The organism is Mesorhizobium sp. WSM1497, assembly GCF_001672455.2.
In the GTDB taxonomy this organism is placed as follows: Bacteria; Pseudomonadota; Alphaproteobacteria; order Rhizobiales; family Rhizobiaceae; genus Mesorhizobium; species Mesorhizobium ciceri.
In genome coordinates, this window is sequence record NZ_CP021070.1 from 5,683,770 (window position 1) to 5,704,638 (window position 20,869).

Annotated in this window: 21 protein-coding genes; 11 read left to right on the forward strand and 10 right to left on the reverse strand. The window is 63.1% G+C overall.

The window, feature by feature from the left end; genetic code table 11:
* Nucleotides 1–21 precede the first annotated feature (21 nt).
* Nucleotides 22–243: a hypothetical protein gene (locus A9K65_RS27980; protein ID WP_013532853.1), complete on the reverse strand. Its 222-nt coding sequence runs from the start codon at nt 241–243 to the stop codon at nt 22–24.
* Between the two features lie 94 nt (nt 244–337).
* On the opposite strand from A9K65_RS27980, the gene A9K65_RS27985 reads away from it, so the two are divergent.
* The 3 genes from A9K65_RS27985 to A9K65_RS27995 are packed head-to-tail and all read left to right on the forward strand — an operon-like array spanning nt 338 to nt 2,958.
* Nucleotides 338–1,330 carry a LysR substrate-binding domain-containing protein gene (locus A9K65_RS27985; RefSeq protein ID WP_013532854.1) on the forward strand — a complete coding sequence of 331 codons (993 nt, stop codon included), beginning with the start codon at nt 338–340 and terminating at the stop codon, nt 1,328–1,330.
* Nucleotides 1,327–2,583 (forward strand): aminopeptidase, encoded by a 1,257-nt coding sequence (locus A9K65_RS27990; RefSeq protein WP_013532855.1) that lies wholly within the window; start codon nt 1,327–1,329, stop codon nt 2,581–2,583. Before A9K65_RS27985 ends, A9K65_RS27990 begins: the two co-directional genes overlap by 4 nt.
* Before the next feature lie 21 nt (nt 2,584–2,604).
* On the forward strand, nt 2,605–2,958 hold the full coding sequence (locus A9K65_RS27995) for a DUF488 domain-containing protein (protein WP_064995107.1): 354 nt from the start codon (nt 2,605–2,607) through the stop codon (nt 2,956–2,958).
* A 213-nt stretch (nt 2,959–3,171) separates the two neighbouring features.
* On the opposite strand, the gene A9K65_RS28005 is transcribed toward A9K65_RS27995, so the two are convergent.
* From A9K65_RS28005 to A9K65_RS28040, 8 genes are all read right to left on the reverse strand, one after another.
* Nucleotides 3,172–3,522: an ArsC family reductase gene (locus tag A9K65_RS28005; protein WP_013532857.1), complete on the reverse strand. Its 351-nt coding sequence runs from the start codon at nt 3,520–3,522 to the stop codon at nt 3,172–3,174.
* A 168-nt stretch (nt 3,523–3,690) separates the two neighbouring features.
* Nucleotides 3,691–3,882, reverse strand: a complete 192-nt coding sequence (locus A9K65_RS36650; protein ID WP_348629610.1) for a SnoaL-like domain-containing protein — start codon at nt 3,880–3,882, stop codon at nt 3,691–3,693.
* The gene (locus tag A9K65_RS28015; protein WP_027164193.1) at nt 3,861–4,946 is read right to left on the reverse strand and encodes an ABC transporter ATP-binding protein; all 1,086 of its coding nucleotides are present in this window, start codon (nt 4,944–4,946) and stop codon (nt 3,861–3,863) included. The genes A9K65_RS36650 and A9K65_RS28015 overlap by 22 nt, the downstream gene beginning before the upstream one ends.
* Nucleotides 4,936–5,544, reverse strand: coding sequence for a cupin domain-containing protein (locus tag A9K65_RS28020; protein ID WP_064995106.1), 609 nt, complete (start codon nt 5,542–5,544; stop codon nt 4,936–4,938). Before A9K65_RS28020 ends, A9K65_RS28015 begins: the two co-directional genes overlap by 11 nt.
* Before the next feature lie 266 nt (nt 5,545–5,810).
* Nucleotides 5,811–6,881 carry an ABC transporter substrate-binding protein gene (locus A9K65_RS28025; RefSeq protein WP_024502621.1) on the reverse strand — a complete coding sequence of 357 codons (1,071 nt, stop codon included), beginning with the start codon at nt 6,879–6,881 and terminating at the stop codon, nt 5,811–5,813.
* Nucleotides 6,866–7,735, reverse strand: a complete 870-nt coding sequence (locus A9K65_RS28030) for an ABC transporter permease (protein ID WP_064995105.1) — start codon at nt 7,733–7,735, stop codon at nt 6,866–6,868. The genes A9K65_RS28025 and A9K65_RS28030 overlap by 16 nt, the downstream gene beginning before the upstream one ends.
* Nucleotides 7,732–8,616, reverse strand: a complete 885-nt coding sequence (locus A9K65_RS28035; protein ID WP_013532864.1) for an ABC transporter permease — start codon at nt 8,614–8,616, stop codon at nt 7,732–7,734. The genes A9K65_RS28030 and A9K65_RS28035 overlap by 4 nt, the downstream gene beginning before the upstream one ends.
* 104 nt (nt 8,617–8,720) lie before the next feature.
* Nucleotides 8,721–10,001, reverse strand: coding sequence for an FAD-dependent oxidoreductase (locus tag A9K65_RS28040; RefSeq protein ID WP_063167635.1), 1,281 nt, complete (start codon nt 9,999–10,001; stop codon nt 8,721–8,723).
* A gap of 237 nt (nt 10,002–10,238) precedes the next feature.
* On the opposite strand from A9K65_RS28040, the gene A9K65_RS28045 reads away from it, so the two are divergent.
* The 6 genes from A9K65_RS28045 (at nt 10,239) to A9K65_RS28070 (ending at nt 16,276) form a co-directional block, all read left to right on the forward strand.
* The gene (locus A9K65_RS28045) at nt 10,239–11,396 is read left to right on the forward strand and encodes a fumarylacetoacetate hydrolase family protein (protein ID WP_063167634.1); all 1,158 of its coding nucleotides are present in this window, start codon (nt 10,239–10,241) and stop codon (nt 11,394–11,396) included.
* A 76-nt stretch (nt 11,397–11,472) separates the two neighbouring features.
* The gene (locus tag A9K65_RS28050) at nt 11,473–12,018 is read left to right on the forward strand and encodes a hypothetical protein (protein ID WP_064995104.1); all 546 of its coding nucleotides are present in this window, start codon (nt 11,473–11,475) and stop codon (nt 12,016–12,018) included.
* Between the two features lie 322 nt (nt 12,019–12,340).
* The gene (locus A9K65_RS28055; protein WP_064995103.1) at nt 12,341–13,276 is read left to right on the forward strand and encodes a substrate-binding domain-containing protein; all 936 of its coding nucleotides are present in this window, start codon (nt 12,341–12,343) and stop codon (nt 13,274–13,276) included.
* Nucleotides 13,277–13,390: 114 nt separating this feature from the next.
* The gene (locus A9K65_RS28060; protein ID WP_024502616.1) at nt 13,391–14,377 is read left to right on the forward strand and encodes an ABC transporter permease; all 987 of its coding nucleotides are present in this window, start codon (nt 13,391–13,393) and stop codon (nt 14,375–14,377) included.
* A 3-nt stretch (nt 14,378–14,380) separates the two neighbouring features.
* On the forward strand, nt 14,381–15,172 hold the full coding sequence (locus A9K65_RS28065; RefSeq protein ID WP_013532870.1) for an ATP-binding cassette domain-containing protein: 792 nt from the start codon (nt 14,381–14,383) through the stop codon (nt 15,170–15,172).
* 81 nt (nt 15,173–15,253) lie between these two features.
* The gene (locus A9K65_RS28070) at nt 15,254–16,276 is read left to right on the forward strand and encodes a LacI family DNA-binding transcriptional regulator (protein ID WP_064995102.1); all 1,023 of its coding nucleotides are present in this window, start codon (nt 15,254–15,256) and stop codon (nt 16,274–16,276) included.
* Between the two features lie 330 nt (nt 16,277–16,606).
* Here A9K65_RS28070 and A9K65_RS28080 read toward each other — a convergent pair whose 3' ends face one another.
* Nucleotides 16,607–17,197 (reverse strand): TetR/AcrR family transcriptional regulator, encoded by a 591-nt coding sequence (locus A9K65_RS28080; protein WP_013532873.1) that lies wholly within the window; start codon nt 17,195–17,197, stop codon nt 16,607–16,609.
* A gap of 241 nt (nt 17,198–17,438) precedes the next feature.
* Between A9K65_RS28080 and A9K65_RS28085 the strand changes: the two genes are divergently transcribed.
* Together A9K65_RS28085 and A9K65_RS28090 are read left to right on the forward strand one after the other, a co-directional pair.
* Nucleotides 17,439–17,693: a hypothetical protein gene (locus A9K65_RS28085; RefSeq protein ID WP_064995101.1), complete on the forward strand. Its 255-nt coding sequence runs from the start codon at nt 17,439–17,441 to the stop codon at nt 17,691–17,693.
* Nucleotides 17,687–20,863: a multidrug efflux RND transporter permease subunit gene (locus A9K65_RS28090; protein WP_024502613.1), complete on the forward strand. Its 3,177-nt coding sequence runs from the start codon at nt 17,687–17,689 to the stop codon at nt 20,861–20,863. The genes A9K65_RS28085 and A9K65_RS28090 overlap by 7 nt, the downstream gene beginning before the upstream one ends.
* Nucleotides 20,864–20,869 lie beyond the last annotated feature (6 nt).

Here is a 20,869-nt window from a genome sequence, read left to right on the forward strand (position 1 = left end):
GCCGGAACGCTTGGCGCCTGCTCAGCAGCGGCCGCCGGCGTGCAACGGGGCCGTCTCGTGCACTGTCCGCCGTGCCGTCAGCCTGAACGGCACATCGCCCAGTTCGCGCTCCGACATGGTGTTCAGCATCGGATGCGAAAGCGGATCGGTCAGCCATCTCTGCGTTTCGCTGTCCGGGTGCGGCTCATACGGCGTACTCGCAGCGAAAAAGACCTTCAGCGACGACGACAAGATCCTCAGCATTTCCGGCTCCACAGGTCTGTCTCTTCCGATAAAATCCGCCGTTTCGACATGCCTTTCAATTGAGATTTCAGCCGGATCAGTTTAGAAAAACTCAATGGCCATGCTCAATCGCGTCCACCTCAACGGCCTGCGCGCCGTCGAAACCGTTGCCCGTCTCGGATCGCTGGCGGCGGCCGCCGGTGAGCTCAACGTTTCCGTCAGCGCCGTCAGCCAGCAGATAAGCCGTACCGAAAAACAGCTCGGCCAGGCGCTGTTCGAGCGAACGGCGAGCGGTCTGGTGCTGACCGAATTCGGCGCCGTCTTCGCGGCCCGCCTTGGTGCTGGATTTCGTGAGCTTTCCCAGGCCGTGGCGCTGGCCGACGAGGCTACGCAATGCACATTGGTGGTTTCGGTGGCGCCGGCCTTTGCCTCGAAGTGGCTGTTGCCCAGACTATCTCGCCACTTCGACCGGCATCCCAACGTGCTGCTGCGCATCGACGCTTCGGTGCGGCTGGCCAATCTCGATCACTCAGACATCGACATCGCCATCCGGCTTGGCGACGGCAAATGGCCGGGCGGGCGCACGGAACTGCTCTTGGCGCAGGAAGTCTTCCCGGTCTGCGCGCCGGCGATTGCCCAAAAACTGAAGTCGATCGAGGACCTTGCCCAGACCTGCGCGATCACCGACGAGCGAGCAATGATCAACTGGGAAAGCTGGTTCGAGACGGCCGGCGTCCCACCTGTCAGCTTCCTCAAGGGTGCGCGTTTCACCGACCCGATGCTGTGCCTGGAATCGGCGATTGCCGGCCATGGCGTGATGCTGGGCTGGCAATTGCTCGCCGCGGATGCGCTGGCCGACGGGCGGCTGGTGGCGCCTTTCGGTATCCGCGCCCAGAGCGGGCTCGGCTATTGGCTGGTGACCTCGTCCGTCAAGGCGGAAAGCCGCAAGGTCCGGGATTTCAAGGTCTGGATCAGGGAAGAGATCGAAGCAACCATGGCGCGGTTCGGGTCCGCAAACCCAAAACCCGCCGGCGCGATCGCGGTGGAAAGCGCCGCGCCGCCGCTCTATGGTAGGTCGGACATCAAACTACGACAGGCAGGATCATGACCACACATTCGCGCGGCGTTTCCGCATCAATCGACCCGGTGAAGCTCGACAGGCTGGCGGAAGTCGCCATCAAGGTCGGGCTGCAATTGCAGCCAGGGCAGGATCTGGTGCTGACGTCATCGATCGCGGCACTGCCGCTAACCAGGCGGATCGTCGAGCATGCCTACAAGGCCGGCGCCGGCCTGGTGACGCCGATCTTCAACGATGACGAGATGACGCTGGCGCGCTACCGCTTCGGCGCCGATGCCGGTTTCGACCGCGCCGCCGGCTGGCTCTATGAAGGCATGGCGAAGGCCTTCTCCAACAATGCGGCCAGGCTTGCGGTGCGCGGCGAGGATCCGTCGCTGCTCTCCGCACAGGATCCGGCGAAAGTGGCGCGCGCCAACAAGGCCAATTCGATGGCTTATCAGCCGGCACTGGAAAAGATCACCGGCTTCGACATCAACTGGAACATCGTCGCCTATCCGGACCTCGCCTGGGCCAAACAGGTCTTCCCCGGCGATGCCGACGATGTTGCGGTCGTGAAGCTCGCCGATGCCATCTTCGCCGCGTCGCGGGTCGATGTGGAGGACCCGATCGGCAATTGGAAGGCGCACAATACAGCGCTTCGCAGCCGCACCGAATGGCTCAACGGCCATAATTTCCATGCGCTGCACTTCACCGGACCGGGCACCGACCTGACGGTCGGGCTTGCGGACGGCCATGAATGGATGGGCGGCGCCTCGACCGCCAAGAACGGCATCACCTGCAACCCCAACATCCCGACCGAAGAGGTCTTCACCACGCCGCATGCAAGGCGGGTCGAGGGTCATGTCTCCTCGACCAAGCCGCTGTCCTACCAAGGCACGCTGATCGACGACATTTCGGTGCGTTTCGAAGAAGGCCGGATCGTCGAGGCCAAGGCATCGAAGGGCGAGGACGTGCTGAAGAAGGTGCTCGATACAGACGAGGGCGCGCGCCGCCTCGGCGAAGTGGCGCTGGTGCCGCATTCCTCGCCGATCTCGGCCAGCGGCCTGTTGTTCTTCAACACGCTGTTCGACGAGAACGCCGCCTGCCACATCGCGCTCGGCCAATGCTATTCGAAGTGCTTCGTCGACGGCGCCTCGCTCAGCCAGGACGAGATCGCGGCGCGCGGCGGCAACAAGAGCTTCATCCACATCGACTGGATGATCGGCTCGGACAAGATCGACATCGATGGCGTCCACAAGGACGGCGCCCGCGTGCCTGTCATGCGCAAGGGCGAGTGGGCCTGAGGGTTCCAGCCGAGAGGTGTGATGGCCTTCAACATCGCGGTCAAGCGTATCTACGAGCCGCCCGCTGCCGATGACGGGCAGCGGGTTCTGGTCGACCGCATCTGGCCGCGCGGCGTCAGCAAGCAAGACGCCGCGCTGACGCTGTGGTTGAAGGACATCGCGCCGAGCGACGAGTTGCGCAAATGGTTCGGACACGAGGCGGTGCGCTGGGCGGAGTTTCAGGAGCGGTATCGCGCTGAGCTGGATGGGAATGGCGCGGCGGTGACGCAGTTGCGAGGCCTGCTGGGTAACGGCAAGGTGACGCTGCTCTACGGCGCGCATGACGAGGCGCACAACAATGCGGTGGCGCTGGCGGGGTATTTGCGCGGACGCTGAGATTTTATGGCGGTCGGCGGGACAGCGCCCCCCCTCTGGCCTGCCGGCCATCTCCCCCTCAGGTGGGGAGATCCGCTGTCATCATCTTCTTCGCAAATCCCGAACGTGACAGGAATGGCGGAGCGGCGAAGCTGCCAATCTCCCCACTTGAGGGGGAGATGTCCGGCAGGACAGAGGGGGGCGCCACGGAACACCGTGGAACGAGAGGCAGCTCTACTTCCCCACCGCCGCCTCATAGACATCAGCCTTGAACCCGACCATAACCCGGTCGCCTACCTCCAGCACCGGCCGCTTGATCATGGTCGGCTTGGCCAGCATCAGCGCCTTGGCGCTCTTCTCGTCGAGACCCTGCTTTTCCTTGTCCGGCAGCTCGCGGAACGTCGTGCTCGCCTTGTTGAGCAGCTTTTCCCAGCCGACCTTGCCCGCCCAACCATCCAGCCGCTTCGCGTCCAGTCCCTCGGCCCTGAAATCGTGAAACCGGTAGGCTACGTCATGGCCTTCCAGCCAGACGCGCGCCTTCCTGACCGTGTCGCAAGTGGTGATGCCGTACATGGTGATCGTCAAAAGCGTGCTTCCTTGGCTGACTGTCGAATCCGTTCCACAGACTAAACCACCCTTTCCGCTTTGCCAGAGCCGTTGCCATATCTCCGCTCCACATGACGGCCAGGACAATGTCCTGGCCGTCTAATTTCCTGGTCCTGCAGCGACGTGAGGCGGAACCCGGGGCCGGCCCTAGTAATAGAAGCGCTCTTCGGTGATCTTGCCGTTTTTGACCGTGTAGAGGCCGACTTCATCCATGGTGACACGCTCGCCGGTAGCCTTGGGCGTTATGTCATGATACCCTCGACCTCGAGGAAATCGTGGATCGCCCAGTTGGCCCCGGTTTTTAGAGTTCGATGAAACTAACCTGGCAGCACTGGGCAGTTGGCGCCACGGCGCAGGCTGATATGCGCCACGTCGCCGACCTGGAAGCGAAAACCCTCGGCCTGGCGCGGCGCGTCGATGACGACAGGTGCGCCCTGCCCGAGTTCGGCATGCAGGCGCAGCGTGCGGCCGTGAAAGACGACGCTGTTGACGCGCGCCGGTGCGGTGCCGGGCGCGGCCTCGGTCATCGCCAGCAAATCCTCCGGGCGCACGCCGATGGTGCGGGTAGCGCCCTCGGCAGGTGCCTCGCCGGTTTCAGAAATAGCCTCCAGCGGCAGGGTGCCGGCGGTGAAACGCAAGCGATCGCCATCGCGGCCGACAAACCGTGATTGCAGGAGATTCATGGTGCCGATGAAGCTCGCCACAAACTTCGTGGCAGGCCGGTCATAAAGTGTGGCCGGCGGTGCGATCTGCTCGATACGGCCCTTGTTCATGACGACGATGCGGTCGGAGATCGACAGCGCTTCGGTCTGGTCGTGGGTGACCATGACGAAGGTGGTGCCAAGCCGCGACTGCAGCCGCTTCAGCTCAACCTGCATCTGTTCGCGCAGATGCGCATCGAGCGCCGACAACGGCTCGTCGAGCAGCAGCACGCGCGGCTCGCAGACGATGGCACGCGCGAGCGCGACGCGTTGGCGCTGGCCGCCAGACAGTTCGGAGACGCGGGCGCCAAGCTTGTCGGCGAGACCGACCATGTCGAGGGCCTCGCCGGTGCGCTTAGCCTGTTCGGCTCCAGACAGTTTGCGCAGCGACAGACCGAAGCCGACATTTTCTGCAACATTCATGTGCGGGAACAGTGCATAGTCCTGGAACACGGTGTTGACCGGCCGGTCGAACGGTCGAAGGGCCGTGATATCGCGACCATCGAGCAACACCTTGCCGCTCGACGGGCTTTCGAAACCGGCGATGACGCGCAGGCTGGTGGTCTTGCCGCAGCCCGACGGCCCGAGCAGCGTGATGAACTCGCCGCTGATAATGTCGAGATCGACAGCGTCGAGCCCAACGATGCCGCCGGGAAAAATCTTCGAGACCGCCTGAAGCCGGACGAGTGGATCAGGCGCCATCGCGAACCTCGGACGGCTTCGTGGTGTTGACCCAGAGGATCTGGCAACGCTCGGCGCCCGGATTGCGGAAGGCATGCAAAAGCGTGCTCTTGAAGGCAAAGCTGTCGCCCGCCTTCAGCCCGTATTTCGTCGAATCCACCACCAGTTCGACCTCACCGGCCAGCACCAAGCCGAATTCATGGCCGGCATGCGCATAGGCCTCGGCCGTGCCCCCTTTGGCTTCCACCGTCACCAGCATGCCGGTCAGCGTCGCGCCCGGCGGTGACAGCAGCGCCTTGGCAATGCCTTCCGATTTCACCGGGATTTGCCGCCGCTTGTCGGCACGCACGCAATAGAGATCGTTGGCCGCATCGTTGCCGTCGGCGATCAGCGCCGACGGCTCGATGTCGAGGGCGGCGGCGAGCGGCCAGATCACCTTGACGCGCAGCGAGGACATGCCGCGCTCGATCTGGCTCAATGCACCGATCGACACGCCGGCCTTTGCCGCAAGATCGGCCAGCGACAAATTGCGCTCCAGCCGCAGCGCCCGCACGCGCCGGCCGACGCGAACGTCGGCATCGTCCTTCGGCTTCCCAGCCGCTTCATCCAGCATGTCCATGCATCCGTCCTCGTTTCCTTTCCCTTCTCCCCTTGTGGGGTGAGAAGCGGTTCGCGCAGCGAACGAAAAGCCAATTGCTTGGCTTTTCGAGCTTCGAACGCCCTGAGCCTGAAGGGCCGGGCGTGGTTAGTCGATCCACCTGCCGGGTCCCCGCTACTTCGCAGCGTCCCGGCGTTCGCCGGCCTTTCATCGTGCCACTGGCACGATGAATTCGCTTACGCGAACCGGCTGCTCACCCCAAAAGGGGAGAAGGGAAGACCTCGGCGTCAACCTCCCGCCTTGACCTTTTCGAACATCTTGGCGAGGTCGTCATTCTGTTTCATCGGTCCGGTGAAGATGGTGGTCTTCAGCATCACCTCCGGGTCGGACGGCAGCTGCAATTTCTCCAGCTCCTCCTTCGGCACCGCCGCGAAGGCCGAACTGGTCGAGCTGCCATAGCCGTAGGCCTCGATCAGGTATTTGCCGGAATCCGTCTCCAGCCGGCTGTTGATGAAATCATAGGCGAGGTCGACATTCTTGGCGTCCTTGAGCATCACGAAGCCGCAGGCCCAAGTCAGCATGCCCTCCTTGGGCTTCATGAACTCGACCGGCACGCCCTGCTTCTTGAGCGAGGTGGCCGACGCGTTCCAGGTCATGGCGGCGACCAATTGGCCGCTGGCCAGCGCCTGTTCGACGGAGGTCATGTCGGTGGTGTAGTTGGAGAGCAGCGGGCGCTGCTCGCGCAGCTTCTCGGCCACCTTGTCCATTTGCTCCGGCGTCATGTCGAACGGATTGACGCCGGCGAGCAGCGCCGCCACGACAGGCGTGTCATGCACCGCGTCGATCGTCGCCATGCGACCGGCATACTGCTTGTCCCACAAAAGGTTCCAGCTCGCTTCCGGGTTCTTCACCAGATCGGTGCGGTAGAGGATCGAGGTGTTGCCCCAGTCCCACGGCACCATCCAGACCTTGCCGTCGCCAGCCTGCAGGTCTGGCAGGTTCTTGAACACCGGGAAGATCGAGTCCCAGTTCTTGATGCGCTTGGTGTCGATCGGCTGCAGCAGGCCTTCCTTGTTCCAGCGCGCCACCTTGTCATAGCAGGGATGCGCAATGTCTGGTCGGAAGCCGGCCTTGACCTTGGTGAAGGCGTCATCGTCGTCACCGAAGATCGAGGCCTCGACGCCATCGGGATGCGCGGCAAGGAAGCTCTTGTTGAAGTCGGGCAGTTCATAGCCCGACCAGGTGAAATATTGCAGCTTGTCGCCGGCGAAAGCGACAGTCGACGACAGCGCCAGCGCGAACGCCGTCAATCCAGCGCAAACAGTCTTTGCAGAGATCGATTTCAGGTCGAATGCCATTGCAGTTCTCCTCTCTTGGTCTGTTTTGGTTGTGATGGATCCGCGGGCTTTGGCGCCGTGGCGGACAAGCCGCGATGGCGCAGAATTTCAGCTGTTGCAGCGATGACGAAGGACACCGCCAGGATCGAAGTGCCCAGTGCCATCACCGTCGGCAGCGACCGGGGAAAACGCAGCTGGCTCCAGATGTAGAGCGGCAGCGTCGGCTCGGTGCCGGCCAGGAAGAACACGACGATGAATTCGTCGAAGGAGATCAGGAAGGCCAGCATGAATGCCGAGACGATGGCCGGCAGGCTGAGCGGCAGCATGACCCGCCGGAAGGTCGTCCAGTCGGAGGCGCCGAGATCGAGTGCCGCCTCGCGAATGGTTTTCGGGATGGCGGCGAAGCGGCTGCGCATGATCACCACGGTCGTCGGCAGCGCCACCAATATATGGCCGAGAACGATGGCGACGCGCGATGGCCCCAGACCAACGAGGTTGATGAGGATCAGCAGCGATATGCCGACGATGACGCCCGGGATCAGGATCGGCAGCCTTGCGATGGCGCTGATGGTGGCGGCCAGCGGCGAGCGGCCGTAGAGGTCCATGTAGGACACGGTGATGCCGCACAGCGTCGCACCCGTGGCGGCGAAGGCGCCGATGGCGAGGCTGTTCAAGAGTGCACCGGTCAGCGCCGAATTGCCGAACAGCGTCGCGTACCATTGCAAGGTAAAACCTTGCAGCGGAAACGCTGCCTGGATCGAGTTGTTGAAGGAAAACAGCGGGATCAGCAGCACCGGCAGATAGAGAAAGACCAAATAGGCGGCGACATACATGCCGAGCCAGCGGCCACCTCCCTGCGTGCGTGCAGTGCTCATGTGCGGCTGCCAAATCTGCGGTCGGCGAAGCGGGCGACCAGCACCACGCACAGGATGACCAGCATGACGGCGACGGAGAGTGCTGCGCCAAACGGCCAGTCATTGGCCTTGCCGAATTGCGCCTGGATCAGCGTGCCGATCATGGTGCTGGCCGGGCCGCCGACGAGCGCCGGCGTGACATAGTCGCCGACCGTCGGCACGAAGACGACGAGGGCTGCCGCCAGCACGCCCGGCATCGAATTGGGCAGCACGATCCGGCGGAAAGAGGTGAATGGCCGCGCGCCGAGATCGGAAGCGGCCTCGATCAGCGATTTCGGGATGGTGTCCAGCGCCACGTAGATCGGCAGGATGGCGAAAGGCGCATAGGCGTGCGCCAGCGTGACGACGACGGCGGCCGGCGTGTTGAGAAAGGCCAATGTCGGCTCGGACCAGATGCCGCTTTCGATCAGCGCCGAGTTCAAAACGCCATTGTAGGCGAGCACGATCTTCCAGGCGAAGACGCGCAGGAGATAGCTGGTCCAGAACGGCAGCGTCACCAGGAACAGCAGCAGGCCGCGCCGCCGGCCGGCGTGGAAGGCAAGGTAGTAGGCGACGGGATAGGCAGTGACGACCGTCGCCAGCGTGACCAGAGCGGCAATGATCAGCGAGCGCAGCGTCACCGTCCAGTACAGCGGATCGGACACCACGGTGACGAAGTTCGCGACGGTGAAACCGGCGCCGAGCAGCGAACCGTCATTGCCGCGGAAGGCGAGGAAAAGCACGAGGCCAAGCGCAAACAGGATCAGCAGCAAGGTGACCAGCGCGCCCGGCAGCAGCATGGCGACCCGGAAGCCCTGGGAAGACCGGGCCTCTGGCGCTGATGTGGCAACTAGGGTCGACATCGACCTGCCTATTGGAAATTTGAAATTGGCTTAGAGTTTTTCATATTCATGAAACTGTCAAGCAGAATCCCCTAACGGAGCCCCAAGGGGATGAAGCGCCCTGGTCAGCGCTCCAACGCATCGAGCAAGCGATACCAGGCGATGGTCGCGGCGACGCCGACCTGGCGGAAGGCGTGAAACGGGATCGGCCGGATCGGCGAGACCGGGAAAGGCAATTGCCTGGCGTCGCCACTTTGGAGGTAGCCGGCGATGCGCTCGCCAAGCGCAGTCATCAGGCCGACACCACGACCCTGGCAGCCGACCACGGCGAGCAGGCCTTTCTCCGGCTCGTGGATGTGCGGCAGGTGGTCCGGCGTCATCGCAACCCGGCCGAACCAGCGCTTCTCGATGGGAACGCCGGACAGCGAGGGATAGAGCCGTACCAGCGCACGCTCGAGATGCGCCCAGTCGCCGGCGCTCGTCGGCAGCGCCATGCGGCCCCGTCCGCCAAGCACCAGCCGGCCGTCGGCGCTCTTGCGGTAGTAGACGAGGATGCGCCTGGAGTCCGACACCGCCTGCCCTTCCGGCAGGATCGTGGCCGCCAGATTGGACGGCAGCGGCGCCGTGGCGATCTGAAAGGAATGCAGCGGCACGATCGTCTGGGCGAGACCGGGGATCAGACCGTCCGTATAGGCGTTTGTCGCCAGCACGACCGCCTTTGCCTGCAATTCCAGGCCATTTTCGATCAAAATACGCCAAACACCGGCGGCATTGGCGAGCCGCACGACCCTTTGGCGCTCTGCTATCCTCACGCCAGTCGCGGTCCCGACCCGGGCAAGTTCAGACGTGTAGGCGAGCGGATCGATCACACCGGCGCGGCGGTCGAGCCAGCCGCCGAGATAACCCTGTGCGCCAGTCCTGGCTGCGGTCTCCGCTGCGTTCAGCAACCGGACGTCGGCACCGCGCGCGTGCCATTGCCGGTCGCGGTTCGTCGCCGCCTTCAGCGCGGCCTCGGTGTGCGCCGCCTGGATCCAGCCATTTCGAACGAACGGCACCGCCAGATTCTCGTCGCGGATCAGCTCGAACACCGCGTTGGCGGTCGACGCCGCGAAATTGACAAGCGCCTCGCCGCGCTCCGGGCCAAAATGCTCCAGCAACCATTCCGGATCGTATTTCAGGCCGGGAATGACCTGGCCGCCATTCAAGCCTGATGCGCCCTGGCCGATCTCGCCGGCGTCCAGCACCTGCACCGACAGGCCAAGCCGGGCGGCATGCAAGGCAGTCGACAAGCCCATGATGCCACCGCCAATGATGGCGAGATCGACCCGTTCGCCATTGGGAAGCGATTGAAACGTGGAAGCTGCCTGCGGCCTGCGCCAGATGGGATCGGAGAATGCTGTCGCCAAGGGTCACCTGAATGCGCTGCGATTGGTGAAAATCCTAGTCAGGATTTCACAATTTTGAAAGAGCACCATGGCTTTCGCCTGTGGACTGCCGCCGAGACGACCGGAGACCCAGAGTTCCGATCGCCTGCGACGGGATAGACCTTTGACGGGAATCCGGTGAAAGTGCCACGCCGATCCGGCTAGCCCACATTGTCGATCACTTCACCACATTGCCGATCACTAAGAGGACAGAGCGCCATGACGAACCCGACCCACCTGCCCAGCGAGGGCCTTTTTGTCGGACGCGCCAGAAGCAGCGGTGCTGCATACCCGCTGGTCGTCACGGTTCGCGATGGCACGGTCTTCGACATCACCTCGCGTACGGCACCGACCATGCGCGACCTTTGCGAGATGGCCGACCCGGCTGGGCATGTCCGCTCGGCCGAAGGCAGACCGATCGGTTCGCTCGATGACATCGCCGCCAACAGTTTTGAAACCGGGCGCGATCCAGCAAAACCCTACCTGCTCTCCCCGGTCGACCTGCAGGCGGTCAAGGCATCGGGCGTCACCTTCGTCGTCAGCCTGCTGGAACGGGTGATCGAGGAACAGGCGCGTGGTTCGGCTGAAAAAGCCGATGCCATCCGCGCCGACATTGCCGGACTGATCGGCCACGACCTGTCGAAGCTGAAGCCCGGTTCGCCCGAAGCGATGGAGATCAAGGCCAAGCTGATTTCGCGCGGCGCCTGGTCGCAATATCTGGAAGTGGGCATCGGCCCCGATGCCGAGATCTTCACCAAGTGCCAGCCGATGGCCTCGGTGGGCTTCGGCGCCGATGTCGGGCTGCACCCGGTGTCGACCTGGAACAATCCGGAACCCGAGATCGCCATGATCGCCGCCTCCAGCGGCAGGATCGTCGGCGCCACTATCGGCAACGACGTCAATCTGCGCGACGTCGAAGGGCGTTCGGCGCTGCTGCTCGGCAAGGCCAAGGATAACAATGCCTCGGCCTCACTTGGCCCCTTCATCCGCCTGTTCGACGAGAAATTCTCCATCGATGACGTCAAGCGCGCCGTCGTGCGCCTGAAAGTCGAGGGCGAGGACGGGTTCTCGCTGGAGGGCGCAAGCTCGATGGCCGAGATCAGCCGCTCGCCGGAGGAACTGGTCGCCGCGGCCATGGGGCCGCACCACCAGTATCCGGACGGGCTGGCGCTCTATCTCGGCACCATGTTCGTTCCGTCCAAGGATCGCGGCGAGAAGGGCAAGGGTTTTACCCACAAGGTCGGCGACATCGTCACCATCTCGTCGGAAAAATTCGGCGCGCTGGTCAACCGCGTGCAGCTGTCGCCAGACTGCCCGCACTGGACCTACGGCGCCAGCCATCTGATGCGGGAGCTGGCGAAGGCCGATCTTATTTAGCCAAGCCTTGGCCCAGGGCCACCATCAACGCAATGTTGGCGCCTTATTACTCGTGACCTCGTCGGACTGGAATCCAATGACGATACTTGATGTTCGCCGGCACACCATGAGGCGCAAGCCTGGCGCGCACCTTTCTCGAGAAGGAATCGAACTAGCGCGGTTTGTAGCCCAAGGGGCTGACTCTTATGAACTTGTTGTCACAAGCGAAATTCCACGGGCAATCGAAACCGCAATTGCGATGGGTTTCGAAGTAAATGAGTTGATTGCCGAACTTGGAATTCTTCCCAAAAATATACTCGAAACGATCTCGTGGCCGAGCCCGTTGGCGGAGGTAGAACGTGTACTCCGATCGGACGTAGACTGCATTGCATTTGCTAACACCCAAGTGCGACTGTGGACGAGCATAGCTGCCCGAGTTCCCAACGAAGCGACGGGCTTATTGGTGACGCACGGTGGGATCATCGATCTCGGCGTTGTCGCGTTCCTGATGGCCAGCAAACGTCCTATCGAGGGAGAAGCCATCGGATACTGCGAGGGGCTCCGATTAGAGTTCACCAGCGGAAGACTCACCAATGCCGAAATGCTGCGAGTGCCCGAGCATCTGCATTTGTCGGATACCTAACGGAACAAATCGCCTTGCTCGCCTGGCGGCCGATCGGCTGTGGAGCAACCTGCGCGCCGACCATGACGAGGACTATCTGCTCGGCTAGCCTCGACATCAATTATCCGACAGTCGGAAAATCACCTCAACTGATGCAATCTGATGGGACGGCTGATGACGCCCCGTCAGGCGCCCACTACACCTGCAGATGGAGGCCTGGCAGATGGAGGCTTGCCATCCGTCGAAAAAGGGGATGCTCTGACGCATTCAATCGGCACTGGCAAAAGACGCAGAACAAGGGAACGGATTTTGAACTGACTATCTACAAACGGGAGGAAATCAAATGCTGACACGGCTAAGACTCGTTCTATACGGCCTGTTGGTGGCGCTGATGGTGGTACCAGCAGCGGCACAGGCCAAGACGTTCTACTGGATTTCGCATGGCGGTCCGGCCGATCCGGTCTGGACCTACTTCCTGGCCGGCGCCAAGCAGTGGGCCAAGGACACCGGCAACACGGTCAACACCTCGTTCCACAACGGCGATGTCGCCTCGCAGCAGGAAGCGGTTCGCGCCGCCCTCTCCGCCAAGGCCGATGGCATCGTCACCACGAGCCCCGATCCGGGCAGCCTGATCGAGATCGTCAAGGAAGCGCGTGCGGCGAAAGTGCCGATCATCAATTTCAACACGCCTGATCCGAAAGCCGATTTCAACGCCTATGTCGGCGGCGACAATGTCACCTTCGGCAAGCATTGGGCACAGTATCTGGTCGACAAAGGCGTGGTGAAGAAGGGCGACTTCGTCTGGATGCCGGTCGAAATCCCCGGCGCCACCTATGGCGTGCAGGAAGAGGAAGGCATCAAGAGCGTCTTCGAGCCGCTCGGCATCACCTATGAAATCACGGAAGCGACGCTTGATCAGGCTGAAGTGATCAACCGCATGGTCGACTACCTCACGGCGAACAAGGCCAAGGTCAAGGCGATCATCGGCCTAGGCGACCTCGTCACCGGCTCGATCAAGCGGGTGTTCGACCAGGTCGGCATCAAGCCGGGCGAAATCCCGGTCGTCGGCTGGGGCAATTCGCTCGACACCACCCAGGAAGTGCTGAACGGCTATGTCAATGCCGGCCAGTGGCAGGACCCGCAGGCGACCAGCTATGTCGCGCTTTCGCTGGCCAATATGGCCGCCGGCGGCATTCCTCCGGGCTTCAACGTCATCACCGGCGCGCTCTATGAAAAAGACACCGCGCAGATCTACGACGACATCCTGTCCGGCAAGTAACATCCAATCTCAACAGTCGCGGCCGCCCAACGGTCGCGACTGGCTCTCCATTTCGCCGAGCCCTTCGCACGCGATGTGCAACGCTCAGCCTTCCACTCATGTCGCGGATTGCCTGTGGAAAATCATTCGCTCGTCCCACGCCTGATCGCACGGCCGGAATTCGGCCCTTTCGTGCTGCTCGTCGTCGAGATCGCCGTTTTCTGGAGTTTCAACCACGACTTCCTGTCGCCGCAGAACATCTCCAACACGCTGGCTTTCACGGTCGAGCTCGGCCTGATCGCGCTGGCGATGACGCTGTTGATGACGTCCGGCGAGTTCGACCTCTCGGTCGGCTCCCTGTTCGGCTTCTCGCCGGTCTTGATGTGGACCCTGTTCAACAGCGGCCTGACCTCGCTCGAAGTCGGCTTTGTCGCCGCGCTGCTGGTCGCCGCCTTCATCGGGCTGGTCAATGGCTGGTTCGTGACGCAGCTCAAGATCCCGTCCTTCCTGGTGACGCTCGGCATGCTGCTGGTGGTGCGCGGCACCGCCCTTTTCGTCACCGACGGTTTTCCCCAGCGCACCTGGAGTGCGGAGGGCAGCTGGCTGGCGGAAGCGCTGGTCGGCGACTTCTTCATCGGCCCGTTCCGCATCTACATGTCACTGTTCTGGTTCATCGCCGCGGCGATCGCGCTCGGCTACGTACTGACGCAAAGCCGCACCGGCAACTGGATCCAGGCGGCCGGCGGCAACCCGAGCGCGGCGCGGGCGCGCGGCGTCAATGTCAGCGGGGTCAAGATCGGCTTGTTCGTGCTGTCGTCGGTCATGGCCTCGCTTGCCGGCGTCATCTCTTCGTTGCGCACGTCCGCCGCCAACCCCAACAGCGGTACCGGCTATGAGTTGGAAGTCATCGCCATGGTGGTGATCGGCGGTACCGCACTTACCGGCGGGCGCGGCACGATCATCGGCACCGTGCTCGGCATCCTGATCCTGCGCGTGATGCGCAACGGCATCGTGCTGATCGGCGTGCCTGGTCTTGCCTACAACATCTTCATCGGTGCCATCATCCTCGGCATGATGGCACTGCATTCATGGCTGGAACGCCGGCATCAGGCGGGGACTTGAACCATGGCCGAGCCACTGATCCGCATGACGAACATCCGCAAGTCCTACGGCCGCGTGCAGGCGCTGGAGGATGCCAATTTCCATGTCAATGAACGGGAGATCGTCGGCTTGCTCGGCGACAATGGCGCCGGCAAGTCGACGCTGATCAAGGTGCTTTCGGGTGCCGTTCCGCTGACCAGCGGCGATATCTTCATCCGTGGCAAGAAGGTGAGCCTGCGCAGCACCAGCGACGCCATCGCCCATGGCATCGAGACGATCTACCAGGACTCCGCACTGGTCACGCAACTGTCGATCGCCCGCAATCTGTTCCTCGGACGCGAGCCGATCAAACCGCCGCGCTTCCTCAACCGGATGGACCAGGAGGCGATGAACACGGTTGCCCGCGACCTGCTCAAGCAGGTCGGCATCTCGAAGAACATCCCGCCGACGACGCCGATCGGTTCGCTCTCCGGCGGCGAGCGTCAGGCGGTGGCGATCGCGCGCGCCATGCATTTCGACAGCGACCTGATCATCCTCGACGAGCCCACCAACAATCTGGGCGTCGCCGAAACACAGGGCGTGCTGAGTTTCGTGCGCAGCGCCCGCGATTCCGGTCACTCCTGCATTTTCATCGCCCACAACATCCACCATGTCTTCCAGGTGGTCGACCGCATCGTCGTCATGCGCCGGGGCAAGGTGGTCGCCGACGACATCGACCCGAAGACGACCAGCGTGGCGGAGGTAGAGCGGATCATCACCGGCATGTCGGACAAGGAAATCCGCGATGCCATCACCGATGGCAAGCCGTCGCACTGACTGTCGTGATGGCGGCAATCACCGCTGCCTCAGATCGCATCGCTTGTCTGGCGCGGCATCGCAGGGCGCATAGGTAGCGGCATGAAAGCCACCGTCTCGGATATCGCCCGCAATTGCGGGCTGTCGACCGCAACGGTCGACAGGGTGCTGAACAACCGGCCGGGTGCGAGTGCGGCCAACCGCCAGCGCGTCATGGAGGCGGCCAAGCAACTCGGCTACCTGCCGGTCGCCGATCAGGTGACGCTGCCCTCGCGGCCCGCCCATCTCGAATTCCTGCTGCCGATCGGCAGCAATGCCTTCATGCGCGATCTCGCCGGGCATATCGAGGACTACGCCGCGCGTCTGCCGCTTGTCGCCTCGTGCCGGATCCACAATCTCGCCGGTATCTCGCCGAACGCACTGCAGAGCGCTGTCGAAAACCTGTCGCTCAGGGCCAATGGCGTTGGCGTGATCGCTGTCGATCATCCGCGTACGCGCAACATCCTGCGCGACATCGTCGAAGCCGGCATGCGTCTGGTGACGCTGGTGTCCGATGTTCCGACGGCACCGCGCGCGGCCTATGTCGGCATCGACAACCGGGTGGCGGGACGAACGGCGGCGCTGCTGATGGGACGCTTCCTTGGCGGCCGCACCGGCCATCTGGCGATGGTCGTCGGCTCACGTTCCTATCGCGGCCACGAGGAACGCGAGATGGGTTTCCGCTCGGTGCTCAATGAGGAGTTTCCCAATCTGACCGTCAGCAGCGCCGTCGAGATCAACGACGAGCCCGATGCCAGCTACACCGAGACCATGAAGGCACTGCACGACGAGCCAGAGTTGCTCGGCATTTATTGCGTCGGAGCTGGACATTCGGGCGTTGCAAAGGCGATCCGCGAGGCCAGGCCGAACCGCAAGCCGGTGTTCATCTGCCACGACCTGACCAAGGACACGCGCGGTCATCTCGTCGACGATCTCGCCGATGTCGTCATCGACCAGAATGCGCGGCTGATCGCCGAGCAGTCGGTCATTCGCCTGCTCGGCTCGATTGCCTCCTCCGCACCCTATCTGACGCGCAAGTTCATCGAACCGCGCTTGATCTTCAGGGAAAACGTGCCGGTGCAGTGAAGCAGGCGGCCTGCAAAAATGCCTGTTGCCGGATTTGTATGATAATTGGCACGGCAAATCTGCACAGCAGCTATGCAAGTTTCTTTGTTGCCGAATCGTTGGGCAACTCGTAGGTTCTGGTTGTCGGCCATCTACTCCTCCCAGATGCGATGCCGACGCTGAATGGGGTGCACCTCCTCCCGCGCCACATTCGAAAATCGAGCCCGCTGCCACCTCCTCCCGGCAGCGGGCTTTTTTCGTTTGGCCGCCGGAGTTTCCATACCGCCTGGGTCAAAGGCGTACGCGGCCCTCCGTCATAGAGCCGTAACCCGCCAACAATCGTGGCGAATCTCAACCGGCGGCAGCGCCCCGGAACGAAACGATCAGCCCTTCGGCCATGCGCACGAACTGGGTGCTCGGACCTTCCGTACCCACGGTCTGCACGCTGACACGCGCGCCCTCGAACAGCAGCGACAGCGTATCGGCGAGCAGTTCGGCCTGACCAATGCCGGCATCCCGACATAGCGTCACAAGGCGCGCGCGCTGGGCCTCCTTGAGCTCCTTGATCACCAGCCTGGCCGGATGGTCCGGCTCGGTCAGCTCAGCGGCGGCATTGGCCATGTCGCAGCCGCGGCCGTCCGCATTGAGCATGGCAGCCGCCTTGCGAACCCAGGCATGCAGCTGGGCAAGCTTGTCACCAGGGAATTCGGCCTCGAATGCTTCCCACATAGCGCCGGCCTTGGCCGCATTGGCGCGCAGGCATTCGACGATCAGTTCGTCCTTGGATTCGAAGTGACGATAGAGCGTCATCTTGTTCGTGCCGGCAGCTTCGGTGATGGCGTCGACGCCGACGCCCTTGATGCCATGCTTGTGGAACATGTCGCGTGCCGTCTCCAGGATCCGATCCCGGGGACGAGAGCGCTCCACGATGCCGTCTGCCATCATGATCTCCTTTCGTTTCCAAAAAACCCTCGGCCACCTCTTGACTAGGGTGTTACCGGTCTGTAACTTCCAGAATGTTACTTACTGGTAACACCTATATCGTCCACCGTCAATAACAAGGCCGTGAACGGCCCTGCCAGACGAGAGGGGCGAGAAACTGCCAATCATGCGGCCTCGGCCGGTGAAGAAATGAAAACGGTTCGCGAGCACGGGCTGCGAATCGACAGACAAGGAGCCGGCCATGCCACAGCGCCGCGATCTTACCATAGATGAAGCCGTCCGGGATCCGATGATCCGGCTGGTCATGAAAGCCGATGGCGTCGACCCGCGCGCCTTCGAGACGATGTTGCGCTCGCTCGCCGATACGCAGCGTGGCGAGGTGCGGTTGCTGCGTTCGCGGGACGGCCTCGGTGACAAGCGCGGCCAAAGGCTGTCCAGGGTTGCCAGGGCCTTCGGGCGGGCAACAGCAGCCGGAGAGGCGTGCGTGTCGTGGTAAACTTTTTCATTCACCGTCCGATCTTCGCCTCGGCGATCGCCATCATCATGGTGCTCGCCGGGTCGATTTGTTATTTCCTGCTGCCCGTCTCGCAATTTCCCGACATCACGCCGCCGCAGGTCGTGGTCAGCGCCCATTATCCGGGCGCCAGCGCACAAGTGGTGGCCGACACGGTGACGACGCCGCTGGAGCAGCAGATCAACGGCGTGCAGGGCATGACCTACATGTCGTCGACGAGTTCCAATGACGGCTCCTCGACCATCACCATCACCTTCGATGTCGGCTATTCGCTGAGCACCGCCGCCGTCGACGTGCAGAACCGCGTCTCGCAGGCCGCCTCGTCGCTGCCGGCGATCGTCAACCAGGGCGGCGTGACGATCAAGAAGCAGAATCCGAATTTCGTCCTCATCGTCAACCTGACTTCGCCCGACAGTTCGGTCGATCCGGTGGCGCTGAGCAACCTTGCCTATCTGCAGGTGGTCGACCCGCTGAAGCGGCTGCCCGGCGTCGGCGACGTGCAGATCTTCGGCGAGCGGCGCTATTCGATGCGCGTCTGGCTCGATCCCGACAAGCTCGCCAATCTCGGCATCACCGCCGTCGATGTGCAAAACGCCATCGCCGAGCAGAACGTCCAGGTGGCGGCCGGCAAGATCGGCCAGTCGCCGGCGCCCGCCGGCACCGCCTTCGAGATGCAGGTCAACGCCGTCGGCCGCTTGAGCGATCCCAAGGAATTCGGCGACATCGTCGTGCGCGCCAACACCGATACCGGCTCGCTGGTCAGGCTGCGCGACGTCGCCCGCATCGAACTCGGCGCGCTGCAATATTCGTCGTCTGCCTTCTTCGGTAAAGACCCGACCGTGGTGCTTGCCGTTTACCAGATGCCCGGCTCCAACGCGCTCGATCTGCAGCAGCGCGTCAAGGACAAGATGCAGGAGCTGTCGGGTCGTTTCCCGAAGGGCGTGTCCTATGCGATGCACTACGACACCACCCGCTTCGTCTCGGCGTCGATGCATGACGTGCTGATCACGCTCGGCGAAGCGCTGGTGCTGGTCGTCGCCGTGGTGTTCCTCTTCCTGCAAAGCTGGCGCACGACGATCATCCCGACCATCGCCATTCCGGTGTCGCTGGTGGCGACGCTGGTCGTCATGGAGATGCTCGGCTTCTCGCTCAACATGCTGTCCCTGCTCGGCATGGTGCTGGCGATCGGCCTCGTCGTCGACGACGCCATCGTCGTGGTCGAGAATGTCGAACGACAGCTGGAGGCCGGGCTCAAACCGCTTGCGGCGACCAAGGCCGCAATGACCGAGGTCACCGGCCCGATCATCGCCACCACCGCGGTGTTGATGGCGGTGTTCGTGCCGGTCGCCTTCATTCCCGGCGTCTCCGGCAAGCTCTACAACCAGTTCGCACTGACGGTGGCGATCTCCGTCGGCATCTCCGCCTTCAACTCGCTGACGCTGAGCCCCGCGCTCAGTGCCGCCTTCCTGCGGCATCGCGGCGAAACGCAGTTCGCCCCGTTCCGCTGGTTCAACACCGGCTTCGACAGGCTGTCGCACGCCTATGCCAATGGTGTGCGCATCCTCATCCGCTTGCGCTGGATCATGCTCGGCCTGTTCGCGGCGGGGCTGGTCGCCACCTACTTCGTCTGGCAGCGGCTGCCCTCGACCTTCCTTCCGGTCGAGGACCAGGGCTATTTCTTCGTCGTCATCCAGTTGCCCGACGGCGCGTCGCTGGAACGCACCGACGCGGTGGCGCAGAAGGCGCGTGACATCCTGCAGGCGACGCCCGGCGTCGACATCGTCGGCTCGATCAGCGGCCTGAACTTCCTGACCAGTGCCGCGCAATCGAATTCGGCGGTCGAATTCGCCATCCTAAAGCCGTGGGAGGAGCGGGGCCCCGACCAGAGCGCGTCGAAGCTCGTCGCCGATGTGCGCGGCAAGCTGATGCAGATCCCGGAAGCCTTCGCGCTGAGCTTCGATCCGCCGTCGATCCCCGGTATCGGCACGACGGGCGGCTTCGAGTTCGTCGTCGAGGATCTGACCGGCCGCGGCAGTTCAGCCCTCAACGATGCGACGCAAGCCGTGATCGCCGAGGCGCGCAAGCAGCCGGAAATCAACCCGCAGCAGCTGTTCTCGCCGTTCTCGACCTCGACGCCACAGTTCAACTACGACCTCGACCGCAGCAAGGCCAAACTGCTCGGCCTCAACCTGCCCGATGTCTTCAACACGCTGCAGATCTATCTCGGCTCGCTCTACGTCAACGACTTCAACCTGTTTGGCCGCACCTTCCGGGTGACCATCCAGGCCGACAAGGATGCACGTGCGGGTGCCGCCGACATTTCGCGGCTCTATGTGCGCAATGCCTCCGGCGGCATGGTGCCGCTCTCGACGCTGGGCAAACTCGTGCCCTTCGTCGGCCCGGAGACCGTGCCGCACTACAACAACAATGCCTCGGCCTCGATCAATGGCGGCGCCGCACCGGGCTTTTCCTCCGGCCAGGCGGTTGCCGCCATGGAACGGGCCGCTGCAACCGCGCTGCCAAGGGATTTCGGTTTCGAATGGACCGGCATCACCTTCCAGGAGCTCAAGGCAGGATCGATCGCGTCCGTCGTCTTCGGCCTCGCCATTGTCTTCGTCTTCCTGATCCTGGCGATGCAGTATGAGAGCTGGGCGATGCCGTTCATGGTGCTGTTGGCGGTGCCACTGGCCCTGTTCGGCGCCTTCGCAGCGTTGTTGCTGCGTGGCATGCAGATCGACGTCTACTCGCAGATCGGCTTCGTCATGCTGATCGGCCTGGCGGCCAAGAACGCGATCCTGATCGTCGAATTCGCAAGGCGACGGCGCGAGGAAGGCCTCAGCATCGTCGACGCGGCGATGGAGGCGGCACGGCTCAGGCTGCGGCCGATCCTTATGACGGCCTTCGCCTTCATCCTCGGCGTGCTGCCGCTGATGTTTGCGACCGGCGCCGGTGCGGCAAGCCGGCAGTCGATCGGCACCACCGTGTTCGGCGGCATGGTCGCGGCGACCATCCTGTCGCTGGTGTTCGTGCCGGTGTTCTACGCGGTCATCGAACAGCTGCGTGAACGCCGCGGCAAAGACGAGCCCACCTCTCAAGACAATGAACCAACTGCTGAGCACGCTTTACCGCCCCTGGCGGAAGCGGCCGAATAAGATTGG

Bases quoted from the DNA above. Each gene is read 5' to 3' on its own strand.
- A9K65_RS27980 (WP_013532853.1), bottom strand. From the start codon at position 243: ATGCTGAGGATCTTGTCGTCGTCGCTGAAGGTCTTTTTCGCTGCGAGT.
- A9K65_RS27985 (WP_013532854.1), top strand. From the start codon at position 338: ATGGCCATGCTCAATCGCGTCCACCTCAACGGCCTGCGCGCCGTCGAA.
- A9K65_RS27990 (WP_013532855.1), top strand. From the start codon at position 1,327: ATGACCACACATTCGCGCGGCGTTTCCGCATCAATCGACCCGGTGAAG.
- A9K65_RS27995 (WP_064995107.1), top strand. From the start codon at position 2,605: ATGGCCTTCAACATCGCGGTCAAGCGTATCTACGAGCCGCCCGCTGCC.
- A9K65_RS28015 (WP_027164193.1), bottom strand. From the start codon at position 4,946: ATGGCGCCTGATCCACTCGTCCGGCTTCAGGCGGTCTCGAAGATTTTT.
- A9K65_RS28020 (WP_064995106.1), bottom strand. From the start codon at position 5,544: ATGGACATGCTGGATGAAGCGGCTGGGAAGCCGAAGGACGATGCCGAC.
- A9K65_RS28025 (WP_024502621.1), bottom strand. From the start codon at position 6,881: ATGGCATTCGACCTGAAATCGATCTCTGCAAAGACTGTTTGCGCTGGA.
- A9K65_RS28030 (WP_064995105.1), bottom strand. From the start codon at position 7,735: ATGAGCACTGCACGCACGCAGGGAGGTGGCCGCTGGCTCGGCATGTAT.
- A9K65_RS28035 (WP_013532864.1), bottom strand. From the start codon at position 8,616: ATGTCGACCCTAGTTGCCACATCAGCGCCAGAGGCCCGGTCTTCCCAG.
- A9K65_RS28045 (WP_063167634.1), top strand. From the start codon at position 10,239: ATGACGAACCCGACCCACCTGCCCAGCGAGGGCCTTTTTGTCGGACGC.
- A9K65_RS28050 (WP_064995104.1), top strand. From the start codon at position 11,473: ATGACGATACTTGATGTTCGCCGGCACACCATGAGGCGCAAGCCTGGC.
- A9K65_RS28055 (WP_064995103.1), top strand. From the start codon at position 12,341: ATGCTGACACGGCTAAGACTCGTTCTATACGGCCTGTTGGTGGCGCTG.
- A9K65_RS28065 (WP_013532870.1), top strand. From the start codon at position 14,381: ATGGCCGAGCCACTGATCCGCATGACGAACATCCGCAAGTCCTACGGC.
- A9K65_RS28070 (WP_064995102.1), top strand. From the start codon at position 15,254: ATGAAAGCCACCGTCTCGGATATCGCCCGCAATTGCGGGCTGTCGACC.
- A9K65_RS28080 (WP_013532873.1), bottom strand. From the start codon at position 17,197: ATGGCAGACGGCATCGTGGAGCGCTCTCGTCCCCGGGATCGGATCCTG.
- A9K65_RS28085 (WP_064995101.1), top strand. From the start codon at position 17,439: ATGCCACAGCGCCGCGATCTTACCATAGATGAAGCCGTCCGGGATCCG.